At 72.8% G+C, this 14,608-nt stretch carries 11 protein-coding genes and 2 riboswitches; of the genes, 10 read left to right on the forward strand and 1 reads right to left on the reverse strand.

What is annotated here, in order from left to right; genetic code table 11:
- Positions 1 to 108: 108 nt before the first annotated feature.
- From AQI95_RS25370 to AQI95_RS25405, 8 genes are read left to right on the forward strand one after another with little or no spacing between them, the layout of a single operon-like run.
- The gene (locus AQI95_RS25370; protein ID WP_079071458.1) at positions 109 to 1,941 is read left to right on the forward strand and encodes an amino acid adenylation domain-containing protein; all 1,833 of its coding nucleotides are present in this window, start codon (positions 109 to 111) and stop codon (positions 1,939 to 1,941) included.
- 48 nt (positions 1,942 to 1,989) lie between these two features.
- The gene (locus tag AQI95_RS25375) at positions 1,990 to 2,943 is read left to right on the forward strand and encodes a chlorinating enzyme (RefSeq protein WP_067128167.1); all 954 of its coding nucleotides are present in this window, start codon (positions 1,990 to 1,992) and stop codon (positions 2,941 to 2,943) included.
- Positions 2,943 to 4,133, forward strand: coding sequence for an alpha/beta fold hydrolase (locus AQI95_RS25380; protein ID WP_067128600.1), 1,191 nt, complete (start codon positions 2,943 to 2,945; stop codon positions 4,131 to 4,133). The genes AQI95_RS25375 and AQI95_RS25380 overlap by 1 nt, the downstream gene beginning before the upstream one ends.
- Positions 4,130 to 5,521, forward strand: coding sequence for an FkbM family methyltransferase (locus AQI95_RS25385; protein ID WP_067128170.1), 1,392 nt, complete (start codon positions 4,130 to 4,132; stop codon positions 5,519 to 5,521). Before AQI95_RS25380 ends, AQI95_RS25385 begins: the two co-directional genes overlap by 4 nt.
- The gene (locus AQI95_RS25390) at positions 5,518 to 6,762 is read left to right on the forward strand and encodes a benzoate/H(+) symporter BenE family transporter (RefSeq protein ID WP_067128173.1); all 1,245 of its coding nucleotides are present in this window, start codon (positions 5,518 to 5,520) and stop codon (positions 6,760 to 6,762) included. Before AQI95_RS25385 ends, AQI95_RS25390 begins: the two co-directional genes overlap by 4 nt.
- A gap of 50 nt (positions 6,763 to 6,812) precedes the next feature.
- Positions 6,813 to 7,604 carry a thioesterase II family protein gene (locus AQI95_RS25395; RefSeq protein WP_067128176.1) on the forward strand — a complete coding sequence of 264 codons (792 nt, stop codon included), beginning with the start codon at positions 6,813 to 6,815 and terminating at the stop codon, positions 7,602 to 7,604.
- The gene (locus AQI95_RS25400) at positions 7,601 to 8,794 is read left to right on the forward strand and encodes an acyl-CoA dehydrogenase family protein (RefSeq protein ID WP_067128179.1); all 1,194 of its coding nucleotides are present in this window, start codon (positions 7,601 to 7,603) and stop codon (positions 8,792 to 8,794) included. The genes AQI95_RS25395 and AQI95_RS25400 overlap by 4 nt, the downstream gene beginning before the upstream one ends.
- Entirely contained in the window at positions 8,794 to 10,095 is a 1,302-nt protein-coding gene (locus AQI95_RS25405) for a cation:proton antiporter domain-containing protein (RefSeq protein WP_079071459.1), read from the forward strand. Before AQI95_RS25400 ends, AQI95_RS25405 begins: the two co-directional genes overlap by 1 nt.
- 106 nt (positions 10,096 to 10,201) lie before the next feature.
- On the opposite strand, the gene AQI95_RS25410 is transcribed toward AQI95_RS25405, so the two are convergent.
- Positions 10,202 to 11,899 carry a hypothetical protein gene (locus AQI95_RS25410; RefSeq protein ID WP_067128182.1) on the reverse strand — a complete coding sequence of 566 codons (1,698 nt, stop codon included), beginning with the start codon at positions 11,897 to 11,899 and terminating at the stop codon, positions 10,202 to 10,204.
- A 181-nt stretch (positions 11,900 to 12,080) separates the two neighbouring features.
- A riboswitch (cobalamin riboswitch) is annotated at positions 12,081 to 12,201 on the forward strand.
- A gap of 61 nt (positions 12,202 to 12,262) precedes the next feature.
- On the opposite strand from AQI95_RS25410, the gene AQI95_RS25415 reads away from it, so the two are divergent.
- Together AQI95_RS25415 and AQI95_RS25420 are read left to right on the forward strand one after the other, a co-directional pair.
- On the forward strand, positions 12,263 to 12,661 hold the full coding sequence (locus AQI95_RS25415; protein ID WP_244188848.1) for a (2Fe-2S) ferredoxin domain-containing protein: 399 nt from the start codon (positions 12,263 to 12,265) through the stop codon (positions 12,659 to 12,661).
- A gap of 49 nt (positions 12,662 to 12,710) precedes the next feature.
- A riboswitch (cobalamin riboswitch) is annotated at positions 12,711 to 12,884 on the forward strand.
- A gap of 197 nt (positions 12,885 to 13,081) precedes the next feature.
- Positions 13,082 to 14,608, forward strand: coding sequence for a CoA-acylating methylmalonate-semialdehyde dehydrogenase (locus AQI95_RS25420; RefSeq protein ID WP_067128185.1), 1,527 nt, complete (start codon positions 13,082 to 13,084; stop codon positions 14,606 to 14,608).

Genomic DNA, 14,608 nt, shown 5'->3' on the forward strand with positions numbered 1-14,608 from the left:
TTCGGCCGCGCCTTTCCATGAATCGTCACAGGAGGGCGTGCGCCTGCATCCGGCCCTTCGCGTGCCCGTGACGCCGAATACGGTCCGTCGAACAGGATTGATTTCAGAGTGCTATTTGGGGAACGCACACTCACCGAGCTGTTCGCAGATGTCGTCGCACGATTCCCGGACCGGGTGGCCGTCACGGCCGACGACCGGGAACTCACCTATCAGGAACTCGATCACCGGGCGGAAGCGGTCGCCCGGCGGTTGCGGGAGGCGGGCGCGGGGGCCGGTTCCCTGGTCGCCCTGCTGGTCCCGCGCACCAGCGCACTGGCGGTCGGCCTGCTCGGCATCCTGAAGTCCGGCGCCGCCTACGTCCCCGTGGATCCGGGCTGTCCGCAGGAGCGGATCGCCTGGACCCTCGAGGACAGCGGTGCCGCGCAGGTCGTCACCACCACGGAACTGGCAGAAACGCTCGGCGACTTGAGTGTCGACGTCGTCGTCCTCGACGACGCGCGGGCCGAGCCGGAACCGCCCGCACAGCCGGAACCGCCCACCGGGGCGGCCGGTCAGCGCGACCTCGCCTATGTGATCTACACATCCGGATCCACCGGCGTACCCAAGGGCGTCGAGGTGGAGCACCGCGGTGTGGTCCGGCTCTTCGACGTCACCCGGGACCGGTTCGGGTTCGACGAGCACGACGTCTGGACGCTGTTCCACTCCGCGTCCTTCGACTTCTCGGTCTGGGAGTTCTGGGGCGCGTTGCTGTTCGGCGGGCGGCTCGTCATCGTCTCCCAGGAGTCCGCCCGCTCGCCGGAGGCCCTCCGTGAACTGCTGCGCGCGCAGCGGGTGACGGTCCTGAACCAGACGCCGTCGGCGTTCGCCCGGCTCGCCGCGGTCGACGCGGCGGCCGAGCGACCGCTGACCGCTCTGCGGGTCGTGGTGTTCGGCGGAGAGCGGCTGGAACCCGCCGCCCTGCGCGGCTGGTTCGACCGCCACGGCGACACACGGCCGCGCCTGGTGAACATGTACGGCATCACCGAGGCGACCGTGCACGCCTCCTATCGCCCGGTCACCGCCGAGGACGTCGCCGCCACGGGTGCCAGTCCGATCGGTGTCCCGCTGGCGGACCTCGGCTTCCACGCGCTCGACGAGCGGGGCCGGCCGGTGCCCGACGGGACCGCGGGAGAGCTGTACCTGTCCGGCGCGGGGCTGGCCCGCGGGTATCTGGGCCGCCCGGAACTCAACAAGGAACGTTTCGTCGAACTCCCCGGCCCGGACGGCGCGATGCTGCGCTGCTACCGCACGGGCGACCGGGTGGTGGCACTCGGCGACGGCGGGTACGGGTATCTGGGCCGCGTCGACGACCAGATGAAGATCCGCGGCTACCGGATCGAACCCGGCGAGATCGAAGCCGTCCTCGTCCAGCACGCGCAGGTCTCGGCGGCCGTGGCGGTCGCCCACGACTACGGGGCGGGGGACCTGCGCATCGTCGCCTACGTCGCCTCCGCCACCCCCGCGGACGTCCTCGCACCCCGGCTCGGCGAGCGTGCCGCCGCCGTCCTGCCGCCGCACATGCGCCCCTCGGCGTATGTCGTCCTGCCGGCGCTGCCGCTCACGCTCAACGGCAAGGTCGACAAGGCCCGGCTGCCCGAGCCGACCGCCGAGGCGGCGCTCGCACCGATCGCCGTCGACCCGGACGGCACCGGCGGACTCACCGGCACCGAGGAGCGAATCGCACTGATCTGGCAGACCGTCCTGGAGCTGCCCGAAGTCGGCCGGGACACCGACTTCTTCGACCTCGGCGGCACCTCCCTGTCGCTGCTGCGTATGTTCGGCCAGGTCAACGAGGAATTCGGCACGGACTTGGACATCACGGTGCTGATCGAAGGGGCGACGGTCGAAGCCCTGGCCCGCCAGATCGACGCGGCGCGGTCCAGCACGGCACCGACGGCCTGAGACGCGGGCGCACCGGTCTGCCGTACCACTTCCACGATGGAGGCACGCATGAGCGCACGGCCCGATTTCTCGCTGAGCCCCGAAGACCTCGCAGCTTTCCACCGCAACGGATTCGCGGGTCCGTTCACCCTGTACGAGCCGGACGAGATCAAGAAGAGCTGGGGGCGCACCCGCCTGGAGCTGCTGGACCGCAGCGCGGCGGTCTACAGCGACGACGCCGCGGTGTCCGCGGCGACCAACATCTCCAACTACGACCGCCATCTCGACCACGCCTTCCTGGCCGATCACATCACACGACCGGAGATCGTGCACCGTGTCGCCTCGGTGCTGGGCCCCGACGTGCTGTGCTGGCGCACGGAGTTCTTCCCGAAGCATCCCGGGGACGAGGGGACCGACTGGCATCAGGCGGACACGTTCGCCAATGCCTCGGGCACACCGCAGATCCAGTGGCCCGGCGGTTCGGACTTCGGCGGCACCATCACGGTGTGGTGCGCCTTCACCGAGGCCAGTGCGGAGATGGGGTGCCTGCAGTTCATTCCGGGCACGCACCGCACGATGTTCTACGACGAGACGAAGCGGATGCACTACGCCCCGGAGCGGAACGAGAGCGTCGACAAGGACGGCGTACGGCGGGGCTTCTTCGGCTACGACTACCGTGAACTGCAGATCGACCCGGACTGGAAGCCGGACGAGTCGCAGGCCGTCTCGATGGAGATGAGGGCCGGTCAGTTCATCATGTTCTGGTCCACCCTGATGCACGCCTCGCATCCGCACGAGGGCCGTACCAGGGACATGCGGATGGGATTCGCGACACGCTATGTGCCCACGTCCGTGGAGATCTACCCCGGCACGGACGAGATCGAGGAGTACGGCGGCCGGGTCAGCCTCGACCGGTACGGCGCGGTACTGGTCAGCGGCGCGGACCAGTTCGGGCACAACCGGATCGCCACCCGCACCACCCGGGAGCACCCCTTCGTGCCCCAGCCGCCGGCGGGGGCGTGATGCCGACGCGGTCCGAACCGGTCGGCGCGCCCGGCGACGGCACACCTGCCGCGCTCGCCCACGCCCTGCTGGACACCGCGTCGATCACCCGAGCCACGGAGGACCGGCTACGGGTGGCGCCCGCTCAGCCGCTCGCCGCCCGGTCCCTGCCGGCGGCCCAGGAACTGCTCGACCGGGTCGGCTCCGCCCTCGGCGTGCCGGAGCTGGAGGTGGTGGGCGAGCCGGACGGGCTGACCGCGGCGGAACTCGCGGTCGGCCGGCGGCTGTCGCTGCGCGCACCCGGCGCCGTGGCCGACGGCGAGCCGGAGCGGGCGGCACGGGCGGCTCTGGCCGCCTTTCCGGGGCCCGCCGTGGTGGTGCCCGCACGGGACGGCACGCCGCTGCGGTGCTGGGCCGCCGGACCCGAGGACGCGCCCGCCGTCGCCGTCGTCAGCGCCTGCGGCATGCCCGTCGGACTGGTGCGGCGATGGCTGGGCGCCCTGGCCGCGCAGTACCGGGTCGTGACCTGGGAGAGCCGCGGACTGTTCGCCGCCGACGACGGACCGGGCCTCGGCGCGCCGGCCGACCACACGCTGGACGCCCAGAGCGAGGACGTGCTCGCCGTCCTCGACGGGTTCGGTATCGCCGAGGCCCATGCCCTGGGCCTGTGCGGGGGAGCGGTCGTCGCGCTCGCGGCGGCCGCCCGCTCGCACCGCATCACCTCCCTGAGCCTGTGGCACGGCGACTACGAACTCGCCGGCGAGGCGCCCAAGACGGCACACCAGCGGGACGTGGAGTCCCTGCTGACCATGGTCTCCCGGGGGCGTGCCCAGGCGGCGGCCATGCACCGGCTGATGAGCCGGCCCACGACGCTGGAGACCCTCCGCGCGGACATCGCCCACTACCTCATCCACCCCTACGCGACACCGGAACTGCTGTACCGCTACGGCCTGTTGAACGGGGCGATCATGTCGGCCGACTGCCGTCCGCTGCTCGACGCCCCCCAGCCGACCCTCGTCGTCACCAGTGACCGGGACACCACGGCGCACCCCGCCGGTTCGAAGTTCGTCGCCGCCCGCCTGCCGCGGGCCGAACTGCGCACGATGCCCGACGGCGACCATCTCACCGCCTTCGACGGAGGGCACGAACTGACCGCACTCGCTGCGGAGTTCCTGCACACCGTGACCGCCCCCGACCGGAAGGGCACATGAACGAGACCGCCGACAGCGCCCGGCAGCAGCAGCCGGCCGATGTGCTCGAAGAACACCCCGCGGTGGCCGGTGCGACGGTCACCGACGGCGGCCGGCACGCCCGGATCGTGCCCGACCCCGCCGGGGCCGGTGTGCTGCACCGCTCCCTCGCCCTGGAGGCGGCCGGCCGGCTCGGCGCCGCCCTCGGCTGGCACGAGCCCGCGGGCGAGGTCCGGGTGGCCGGACTCAACCGCAGCGAGACGGAGTTCCTCCACCGCGAGATCTTCACCGACAACGCCTACTTCCGGCACGGCATCACGCTGCCCGCCGGTGCCGTCGTCGTGGACGTCGGCGCGAACATCGGCATGTTCACCCTCTGTGCGGCCCGGCGCAGTCCGGGGGCCCGGATCATCGCCGTCGAGCCGGTCGACGAACTGGCCGACGCGATCGCCCTCAACGCCGAGCTGCACGAGGTGGACGCCACCGTGCTGCGCACCGCGCTGGGCCGCGCCGAGGGCGAGGCGGAGTTCACCTTCTACCCCCACAACAGCGTCATGTCCGGCCGGTTCGCCGACCGCGCGGAGGACCTGGAGGTGCTCAAGGGCTATCTGCTGACCGGCGAGAACGCGCAGCGGGGCGAGCACCTGGACCGCCTCGCGGCCGACCGGATGACCGCGCGGACCCGCCGCGTCCCCGTGACCACGCTCGGCGCCGTCGTCCGCCGGCACGGCCTCGACCGCATCGACCTGCTGAAGATCGACGTGGAGAAGGCCGAGGCCGAGGTCCTGGACGGCATCGACGACGACCTGTGGCCGCGCATCGACCGGATCGTGATGGAGGTCCACGACGTCGACGGGCGCCTCGCGGCCGTCCTCGCCGACCTGCGGGCGCACGGCTTCGACGTCGCCGTCGAACAGGACGCGCGCCTCGCCCTGACCCCCTGTCACACCCTCTACGCCCGACGGCCCCGGACGGACACCGCGCCCGGACTCCTCTCCGCCCCCGCCGGCGGTCCGACCCTGCGCCGGCTGGAGGAGGAACTGCGCGCCCTCGTCGCCCGGCGCCTGCCCTCGGTGCCGGCGCCCGTCCGCTACACCCTCGCCGCCGATCTCACCGGGACCGGCGACCAGGAGCTCGCCGGGGAGCGCGGAGTCCCGGCCTCCCCGCGGGTCGCCGTGCTCGCCCGGATCTGGTCGGAACTCTTCGGACCGGAGGCGGTCCGGCCGGACGCGGACTTCTTCGACCTCGGCGGCGACTCCCTGACCGCCGTACGACTGATGGCGACCCTGGAGAGCGAACTCGGTGAGGACGCCCTCACCCCCGACCTGATCTTCACCGACAGCACGTTCGGCGCGCTGGCCGCCGCCGTCGAGGCGAGTGGGGATGCCGAAAGGACAGCGCGTACATGAGTTCCCCGTACCACCTGCTGTGGCGGGCGGCGCCCGCGTCGGCCGTCGCGGCAGGCCTGATCGCCGTCGTCGTGGGCATCACCAGCTCGGCGGCGATCGTCTTCACGGCGGCCCGGGCCGCGGGCGCCGACCAGGCCGAACTCGCCTCCTGGATGCTGGCGCTGGGCGTGGGCATGGGCGTGACCTGCATCGGACTGTCGCTGCGCTACCGGGCGCCGGTGGTGACCGCATGGTCGACACCGGGGGCGGCGCTCATGGCGAGCGGTCTGCACGGGGCGACCATGGCGCAGGCCGTCGGCGCCTTCCTGCTCTCCGCGGCCCTCATCACCGTGTGCGGGGTGACCGGATGGTTCGAGCGGGGCATGGACCGCATCCCCGTCCCCCTGGCGGCCGGACTGCTCGCCGGCGTCCTCCTGGAGTTCGGGACCCGCCTGTTCAGCAGCATGCACGGCACCGGCTTCGCGGTCGTCTTCCCGATGTTCGCGGCCTACCTGCTGTCCCGTCGCTGGATGCCCCGCTACGCCGTCATCGCCGCCCTGCTCACGGGACTCGTCGCCGCCGCCGCGCAGGGCTCGCTGCATCTGGGCGGGGTGCGCTTCCACGTCGCCCAACCCGTCTTCACCGCCCCGGACTTCTCGTGGCGGGTGCTGATCAGCGTGGGCCTGCCCCTGTTCGTGGTCACCATGGCCTCGCAGAACCTGCCGGGCGTGGCGGTGCTGCGGGGCGACGGTTACGACGTCCCGGTCTCACCGCTGATCGGCTGGACCGGCGGCATCAACCTGCTGCTCGCGCCGCTCGGCTGCTTCGGCCTCAACCTCGCCGCCATCACCGCCGCGATCTGCACCGGCCGCGAGGCCCACGAGAACCCCCGCCGCCGGTACACGGCGGCGGTATGGGCCGGCATCTTCTACCTCTGCGTCGCAATCTTCGGCGGCGCCGTGGGCTCCCTGCTCACCGCGCTGCCCCCGGCCCTGGTCGCGGGCATCGCCGGGCTGGGCCTGCTCGGCACCATCGGCGGTTCGCTGAGCAGCGCGCTGTCCGACGAGCGATGGCGCGAGGCGGCCGTGGTCACCTTCCTCACCACCGCCTCCGGCGTGACCCTGCTCGGCGTCGGCTCCGCCTTCTGGGGCCTGCTCGCCGGTCTGTGCACGGCCTTCGTCACCCACGCCCGCCACCGGCCCGCCCCGCCCGCCCCGGCCCGTACCGGACAGCGGCAGCAGCCCGACCGGAGCCGGACATGAAAGACCCGGCGCCGCACCGAGCCTCAGCCGTCGCCTGACAGGAGCCGCACATGAACGCAACGGCCGGGACCCGCACCGCGGAGTCCGGACGCTGGTTCCACCGTCCGCTGCCCCGGCCGGAGGCCCGGCTGAGACTGGTCTGCGCCCCCTACGCCGGCGCCGGGCCCGGCACGTACCGGCCGTGGGCCGAGCGACTGCCCGCCGACACCGAACTGGTCGCCGTACGGCTGCCGGGGCGGGAGAGCCGGCTGCGCGAGCAACTCCCCCAGGAGTGGCCGTCGTTGGCCCGCGACTTCGCCGCCGCCCTCGAGGAGCACATCGCCTCGCCCTACCTGCTGTTCGGGCACAGCATGGGCGCGATGCTGGTCTACGAGACCGCCGTACTGCCCCTCGTCCGGCCGCCCGAGCGGGTCCTGCTGTCCGGCTGCCGGGCACCGCACATGCCGCGCGCGCAGCCCGCCATCCACGACCTGCCGCCGGAGGCGTTCCGCGCGGCACTCGGCAGACTGGCCGGCACACCCCCCGACGTCCTCGCCGACCCCCGCCTGATGGCCATGCTCGACCCGATGCTCCGCGCGGACATCCGGCTCGCCGAGACCTGGGCCCGCCCGGCGCCGGAAGCGCTGCCCGTGCCCGTCACCGCGTTCTTCGGCCAGGACGACGACGTCGCCCCGCCGGACGCGGTCGCCGCCTGGCGCAGCCTCGCGCCGCACGGATTCCGCGCCCACCGCATCGCCGGCGGCCACTTCTTCCTGCACGAACGTGCCCGGGACCTGCTCGGGCTGCTCGACGACGAGATCACCCTGTGCCTGGCGGAACGACGAAGGAGCGACGGATCGTGAGGTCACCCTATTTCGACGAGGGCCACGCCGCCTTCCGTGCGCAGGTGCGCGCGTTCCTGGCCGCCGAGGTGATGCCGTACGCCGCGCTCTGGGAGGAGCAGGACACCGTCCCCGCCCCGGTGTGGAAACTCCTCGGTGAGCGCGGCTACCTGGGCCTGCTGCACCCGCGTTCCGTCGGCGGCGCCGAGCGGGACCTGTTCACCTCCGTCGTCTTCCTGGAGGAACTCGGCCGCACCGGGTTCGGCGGACTGCGGGCGGCCGTCTCCGTCCACGCCTACATGGCGACGCACTACCTCGCCCGGGTCGGCGGGCCCGACCTGTGCGAGGAGTACCTCGCGCCGGCCGTGCGGGGCGAACGGGTGGCCGCCCTGGCGATCACCGAACCGGGAGCCGGAGCCGATCTGTCGGGCCTCGCCACCACGGCCGTCCGCGACGGCGACCACTTCGTCGTCGAGGGCACCAAGTCGATGGTCAGCAATGCCATGACCGCCGACTTCCTCGTCACGGCGGTGCGCACCGCCGCCGGCGCGACCGGGCCCCGCGGCGCGAAGGGGCTGTCCCTGCTGGTGGTCGACACCGCCCTGCCCGGCGTCACCCGCACCCCGCGGCGCACCCTCGGCTGGCGCTCCGCCGGCACGGCGACCGTCGCCCTCGACGAGGTGCGGGTCCCCGCCGACCGGCTCATCGGCCGGCTCGACAACGGCTTCTACTACCTCATGCGCGGACTGCAGCTGGAACGCCTCGTCGCCGCCACCCTGGCCCTCGGCGGCATGGACCGTTCCCTGGACGAACTGCGCGCCTTCCTGCGCGCCCGCGACGTCGCCGGCGAGGCGCTCGCGCACAAGCAGGCACTCGTGCACCGCGTCGCCGACCTGGCGACCGAACTGGCCGCCGCACGCCTCCTCGTGCACCACACCGCATGGCTGTACGACCAGGGCGAACTGCCCGCGGTGGAATGCTCGATGGCCAAACTGCACACCACCGAACTGGCCTGCCGGATCGCCGACACCGCCCTGCAACTGCAGGGTTCGCACGGCTATCTGGAGACCTCGCGCGCGGCCCGCGCCCAGCGCGACGCCCGCGCCGCCACCATCGCCGCGGGACCCAGCGAGGTCATGCGCGACCTCATCGGCCGGGCGGTGCTCAACCAGCCCGTCGATCCGAGCGCAGCCGTTGCCGGGGCAAGCTGATGGGTGATCAGACGGCTTACTTCTTCCTGGCGTTGGCCCTCGTGCTGGGCGTGGCGCGGCTGTGCGCGGCCGGCGCCCGCCGGCTGGGGCAACCGGCCGTGGTCGGCGAGATCGTCGCCGGCGTCCTGCTCGGCTCGACCCTGCTGTCACAGACCCTCGGCTGGCGGGACGCCGTCCCGTACGACGAGGTCCAGCCGCTCCTCGGGGCGCTGGCCAACGTCGGCCTGGCCCTGTTCATGTTCGTCATCGGCTACGAGATGGACCCCGCCTTCCTGCGCGGCAGCGGCCGCACCGCCCTGTGCGTGGCGACCGGGTCGGTGCTGCTGCCCCTGGTCGGCGGCTGCCTCGCGGCGCTGCCGTTCGCGGCCGGCCACGCGCCCTCGGGCACACCGGGATTCGTGCTGTTCATCGGTGTGGCCCTGTCCGTCACCGCCTTCCCGGTCCTGGCCCGGATCCTCGCCGACCAACGCCTCAACCACACCTCCGTCGGCCGGATCTCGATGGCCGCCGCGGGTGTCAACGACCTCCTCGCCTGGGCCTGTCTCGCCGTCGTCGCCGCGCTCTTCACCACTGCCCAGTCCTGGCGCATGGCGTTCGTGCCGGTCTACCTGGCGCTGCTGGTCCTGGGTGTGCGCCCGCTGGCCGCCCGGCTGCTGCGCGGGCGTGCCGAGGGGGCGTCGGACCCGGCTGCCGTCGTCGTGGTGGCCTCCGGGCTCATGGCCTCCTGCGCGGCCACGGAATGGCTCGGCATCCACTTCGTCTTCGGGGCGTTCGCCTTCGGTGCGGTCATGCCCCGGGAGGGCACCGGGGAGCGGTTGCGTGTCTCCGTGATGGACGGACTGGAGAAGTCGGCCACCCAGATCCTGCTGCCCGTCTACTTCGTGGTCGCGGGCACCCGCGTCGATCTGACCACGTTCCGCGCGACGCATCTCGGCGGGCTCGCGGTGATGCTGCCGGTCGCCGTCGTGACGAAGATGGCCGGTGCGGGCCTCGGCGCCGTGGCGGCCGGACTGCCCCGGCAGGAGGCGAGGACCGTCGCGGTGCTGATGAACACCCGTGGCCTCACCGAGATCGTCATCCTCACCGTCGGACTCCAACTCCACTTCATCGACCAGGCGTTCTACTCGATCCTCGTCGTGATGGCGGTGCTGACCACCGTGATGACCGGACCGCTGCTCCGGGTCGGCCGTGCCGCGACGCGGGAGGGGGTGTCCGCGCGCCCCGGGGCGGGCCGTCCTCCCGGGACCGCGGCGCAGGGCCGGGAGGCGTCCAGCCGCACACACCGGGAGAAGCGGTCCTGAGCGCCCCGGCCCCGAGGGCACGAGCGTCCGGCATCGGGGGAGCACGATCGTCCGGCGCCGCGAGGAGCGCGAGCGTCCGGCCCCACGAGGGTGGGGCCGGACGGTTTCAGGACGGCCGCACCGACTCGTCCCACACGCTGGTCCGCAACAGCCCCGTGCGGTGCAGCCGTTGCTCCAGTTCCAGCACGCGCTGCGCCGCCTGCCGCGGACACGGAGCCGCCACCCCGATCAGTCCCCAGCGCCCGGCCACCGAGGTGATCGCCCGCGCCCACCCCTCGGCCCCGGAACCCCCGACACTGTCCTCCAGCCGCTTCAGATCCGTCTCCGCCGCAGGCCGCACCACCTTCGTCGCCGCGTACACCCCCTGCCGCCTGCCGAGCACGTCCCGCGCCTCGGCGAGGAACGCCCGGACGTACTCGGCGCCGTTCGACGAGAGGTTCAGATCCTGCATGGCGACCACCGGCCGCCCGCCGAAGCGGCCACCCAGACGGGCGATGGCGAAGTCGACACCGCCCTTGACGAACCCCAGGTCGCGCCCCGCACCCCGGAACGCGCCGTGCAGCGTGGCCATGCCCTCCCGAACGGCACGGAACTGAGCGGGCGTGATGTCGAACCGTGCGCAGGTCTCCTCGTCCACATAGACGCTCCCCTCCCAGACACTGCCCCGGGTGATCTGGACCGTTCCGCCCTCGGCGGGCCGTCCGGCCACCACATGGGCGGAGGGCGCCAGGATGAACTCGTAGCCGGGGACCCGGTGGCGCAGATAGTGGGTGTGGGCCTCCAGGACGTAGTCCTCCTCGGTCTCCATCGCCTGGCGGGCCAGTGCGTCCAGCGCCGCGCCGTCGGTCAGCGGCACGGCCATGCGGATCCTGCTGCCGGTGAGCGCCTCAGCGGGCTTGAAGCAGCCCAGTTCCAGCCCGTACCGCTCGCCGAGCAGCCGGGCGGCCGTGTGCACCCGGCGGCGCAGCAGCGCCTCGTCGGCCCCGGCCCGCGAGACCGAGTAGCCGGGCAGCCGGGGCAGCAACACCCCGAACTCCCGGTGGAACGCGGTCGCTTCGGCCTCGGCGCACAGGGTGGTCTCGGGGGCGTCGTCCGCCCTCGGCGCGGGCACCTCCAGCGCGTCCTCGACCGTCGGGTACAGCGTCGTCTTCCGGTTCCACCGCTCGGCGATCTCCGGCCCGTTGGCGTCCACCCGCAGCCGCTCGAGGCCCGCCGCGCGCTTCAGCCACAGCAGCAGCACCCGAGCCTCGGCGTCGATCGCGAACAGCCGGACCACCGTCTCCGGCGCCGCGCTCAGCTGCCGGACCAACTGCTCCAGCGGTGCGGACGGCCGGCCCGGGGCGGCCTCGACCGCCATCGCCAGCAGGGCGTGCGTCAGGTAGTAGTAGTGCAGTTCGGGGACCTCCACGGGCACCGCCTCGGACGCCGCCACCGCCTGCCGCCACGGCTCGCCCCGGCCCACGACCAGATCGCCCGGCGCGGCCAGATACACCGCCCGAGCCTCGTTGTACGCCGTGAAGTCGTCGGGGGAGCGGCCGAGGGCCAACTGGGCCACGTCGGCCTCGAAGCAGCCCTTCAGTGTGGATGCGGTGCCCAGCACGATGGCCGGCACCTCGCCGCGGAGCGCACCGAACGGCAGCAGCTCCTTTCCGGCCGCCTCCTTCGCGCCGGCCAGGTCCGTCCCGAGCAGACGCCGCGAGATCCGCTCGAGTTCCTCGGTGCAGAGCAGCCCGGGACCGGTGCAGAAGCCCTCCCACGCCAGGGTCCGGCCACGGTGAACGACGGTCAGTTCCTGATTGTGCATCCACAACTCCCGGATTCGGTGCGGAAGGCGACAGGTCGATCACATTCTGTATGCCCAACGGGAGGTGTCCGGACCGCTCACCGGTCACGTCAGCCTCACTCGTGGCGTGCGCCCGAGGGCGCCGTCCCCGCGCAGCGCGGGTGATGGGATGATGATCGGCGACATAGGCGACGGCGGTCCGAGGAAGCCGGTGTGAATCCGGCGCGGTCCCGCCACTGTGACCGGTGAGCGAGTTCCGGCAGGCCACCGCCCCGACCGGGGTGGGAAGGCGGGACGAGCGACGACCCGGGAGCCAGGAGACTCACGCGGTCGCCTCCTCGACGGACACCGGGGCGGATCTCCCCGGGAGGGGAGTGGCGCGGCATGGCCGTAACGCCGGCGGAGAACGTGGCAAGGGGCGGGGCCGGAGCGCGGGACGGTGCGGCGCCGTGCCGGGTCGTCGTGTGCCGGGACTGCTGCTGCGGCAGTCCCAAGGTGACCGGGGTCGACCACGCGGCGCAGACCGCGCGGCTGCGGGCGGAGGTGCCGACGCGCATCTCCGAGTGCCTCGACGTGTGCGATCAGGCCAACGTCATCGTCGTACAGCCGTCGGCCGAGGGCCGGGCCGCCGGTGGGCGGCCGGTCTGGCTCGGGCTCGTCAACGACGCGGACGCCACCGAGGACATCGTCACCTGGGTGCACGCCGGTGGCCCGGGAGTGGCTCCCCGGCCCGACATCCTCGATCTGTACGCCTTCACACCGCCGGGACGCCGCACGAGCTGAGCGGTCCGGCGGGATACCCACTGGATTTACTAGGACGTCCAACTATATATTCGGGGGCAAGACCCGCGGTGCAGGGAAGCCGGTGTGATTCCGGCGCGGTCCCGCCACTGTGACCGGGGAGTACGCCGTCGAGCAGGACGCCACTGACGAGCTGGATGTCGGGAAGGCGGACGGCGCGCGCTGATCCGGGAGTCAGGATACCGGCCGTGGGATGTTCCGTGTTGTCCACGAGGATGGAGCTGACACGCATGGCACCGGTGCGTATCCATGATCCCGGCGGCAGTGCATGACGCGTCCCGACGTCATCGGCTGACCGTTCTCACGCCATACGCGTCCCTCGCGCGCACCCCGCACGCCCGCACACCGGACGTGCCGGACCGGCGCGAGCCGTCCCGGATCACCTGACGAGAGCAGGCACCCATGATCCGTCCGCAAGACCAGACCCCTGTCCGCGAGTTGACCCACTTCGTGGCGGGCAGGCGCACCCCGGGAACCTCGGGCTCCTTCGGCGACGTGTACGACCCCAACACCGGCGAGGTCCAGGCCCGCGTCCCGCTCGCGGACCGGGCCGAGACCGAGGCGGCGATCGCCGTCGCCGTCGAGGCCCAGCGCGAGTGGGGCGGGTGGAACCCGCAGCGCCGCGCCCGCGTCATGCTGCGCTTCCTGCAACTCCTCGACGAGGAGAAGGACTCGCTGGCCCGACTCCTGTCGTCCGAGCACGGCAAGACCATCGCCGATGCGCACGGTGACATCCAACGCGGCCTGGAGGTCGTGGAGTTCGCCGCCGGTATCCCGCATCTGCTCAAGGGCGAGTTCACCGACAACGCCGGCACCGGCATCGACGTCCACTCGCTGCGCGCACCCCTCGGCGTCGTCGCCGGCATCACGCCGTTCAACTTCCCCGCGATGATCCCCCTCTGGAAGGCCGCGCCCGCGCTGGCCTGCGGCAACGCCTTCATCCTCAAGCCGTCCGAGCGCGCCCCGTCCGTCCCGCTGCGGCTGGCCGAACTCTTCTGGGAGGCCGGTCTGCCGCCGGGCGTCCTCAACGTCGTCAACGGCGCGCGGGACGCGGTCGACGTCCTCCTGGAGGATCCGCGCGTGGCCGCCCTCGGCTTCGTCGGGTCCACGCCCGTCGCCGCGCACGTCTACGCCACCGCCGCCGCCCACGGCAAGCGCGCCCAGTGCTTCGGCGGCGCCAAGAACCATCTGATCGTGATGCCGGACGCCGACCTCGACCAGGCGGTGGACGCCCTGATCGGCGCCGGATACGGCTCGGCAGGCGAGCGCTGCATGGCGATCTCGGTGGCCGTGCCGGTCGGCGAGGGCACCGCGGACGCCCTGGTCGCCCGGCTCACCGAACGCATCGGCGCCCTGCGCATCGGCCGCGGCGACGACCCCGACGCCGACTTCGGGCCGCTGGTCGGCCGGGACGCGGTGGACCGGGTGCGCTCCTACGTCGACCTCGGTGTCGCGGAGGGCGCCGAACTCGTCGTGGACGGACGGGACTTCACCCTGCCCGGCCATGAGAAAGGCTTCTTCGCCGGCGCCTGCCTCTTCGACCGGGTCACCCCGGCGATGCGCATCTACCAGGAGGAGATCTTCGGGCCGGTCCTGTGCGTCGTACGCGCCGCCGACTACGAGGAGGCCCTGCGCCTGCCCAGCGAGCACACCTACGGCAACGGAGTCGCGATCTTCACCCGCGACGGCGACACCGCCCGCGACTTCAGCCGGCGCGTCGACACCGGCATGGTCGGCGTCAACGTGCCCATCCCGGTGCCCGTCGCCTACCACACCTTCGGCGGCTGGAAGCGCTCCGGCTTCGGCGACCTGAACCAGCACGGCCCCGACGCGATCCGCTTCTACACCCGCACCAAGACCGTCACCTCCCGCTGGCCCGCCGCAGGGCTGCGCGAGGGCGCCGGCTTCACGATCCCCACGATGGGCTGA

It is taken from the genome of Streptomyces yokosukanensis, from assembly GCF_001514035.1.
Classification (GTDB): domain Bacteria; phylum Actinomycetota; class Actinomycetes; order Streptomycetales; family Streptomycetaceae; genus Streptomyces; species Streptomyces yokosukanensis.

What these genes read in the sequence shown, in the direction of transcription:
- AQI95_RS25410 (WP_067128182.1), bottom strand. Translation starts at nt 11,899, where the DNA reads ATGCACAATCAGGAACTGACCGTCGTTCACCGTGGCCGGACCCTGGCG.
- AQI95_RS25420 (WP_067128185.1), top strand. Translation starts at nt 13,082, where the DNA reads ATGATCCGTCCGCAAGACCAGACCCCTGTCCGCGAGTTGACCCACTTC.
- AQI95_RS25390 (WP_067128173.1), top strand. Translation starts at nt 5,518, where the DNA reads ATGAGTTCCCCGTACCACCTGCTGTGGCGGGCGGCGCCCGCGTCGGCC.
- AQI95_RS25375 (WP_067128167.1), top strand. Translation starts at nt 1,990, where the DNA reads ATGAGCGCACGGCCCGATTTCTCGCTGAGCCCCGAAGACCTCGCAGCT.
- AQI95_RS25395 (WP_067128176.1), top strand. Translation starts at nt 6,813, where the DNA reads ATGAACGCAACGGCCGGGACCCGCACCGCGGAGTCCGGACGCTGGTTC.
- AQI95_RS25405 (WP_079071459.1), top strand. Translation starts at nt 8,794, where the DNA reads ATGGGTGATCAGACGGCTTACTTCTTCCTGGCGTTGGCCCTCGTGCTG.
- AQI95_RS25380 (WP_067128600.1), top strand. Translation starts at nt 2,943, where the DNA reads ATGCCGACGCGGTCCGAACCGGTCGGCGCGCCCGGCGACGGCACACCT.
- AQI95_RS25415 (WP_244188848.1), top strand. Translation starts at nt 12,263, where the DNA reads ATGGCCGTAACGCCGGCGGAGAACGTGGCAAGGGGCGGGGCCGGAGCG.
- AQI95_RS25385 (WP_067128170.1), top strand. Translation starts at nt 4,130, where the DNA reads ATGAACGAGACCGCCGACAGCGCCCGGCAGCAGCAGCCGGCCGATGTG.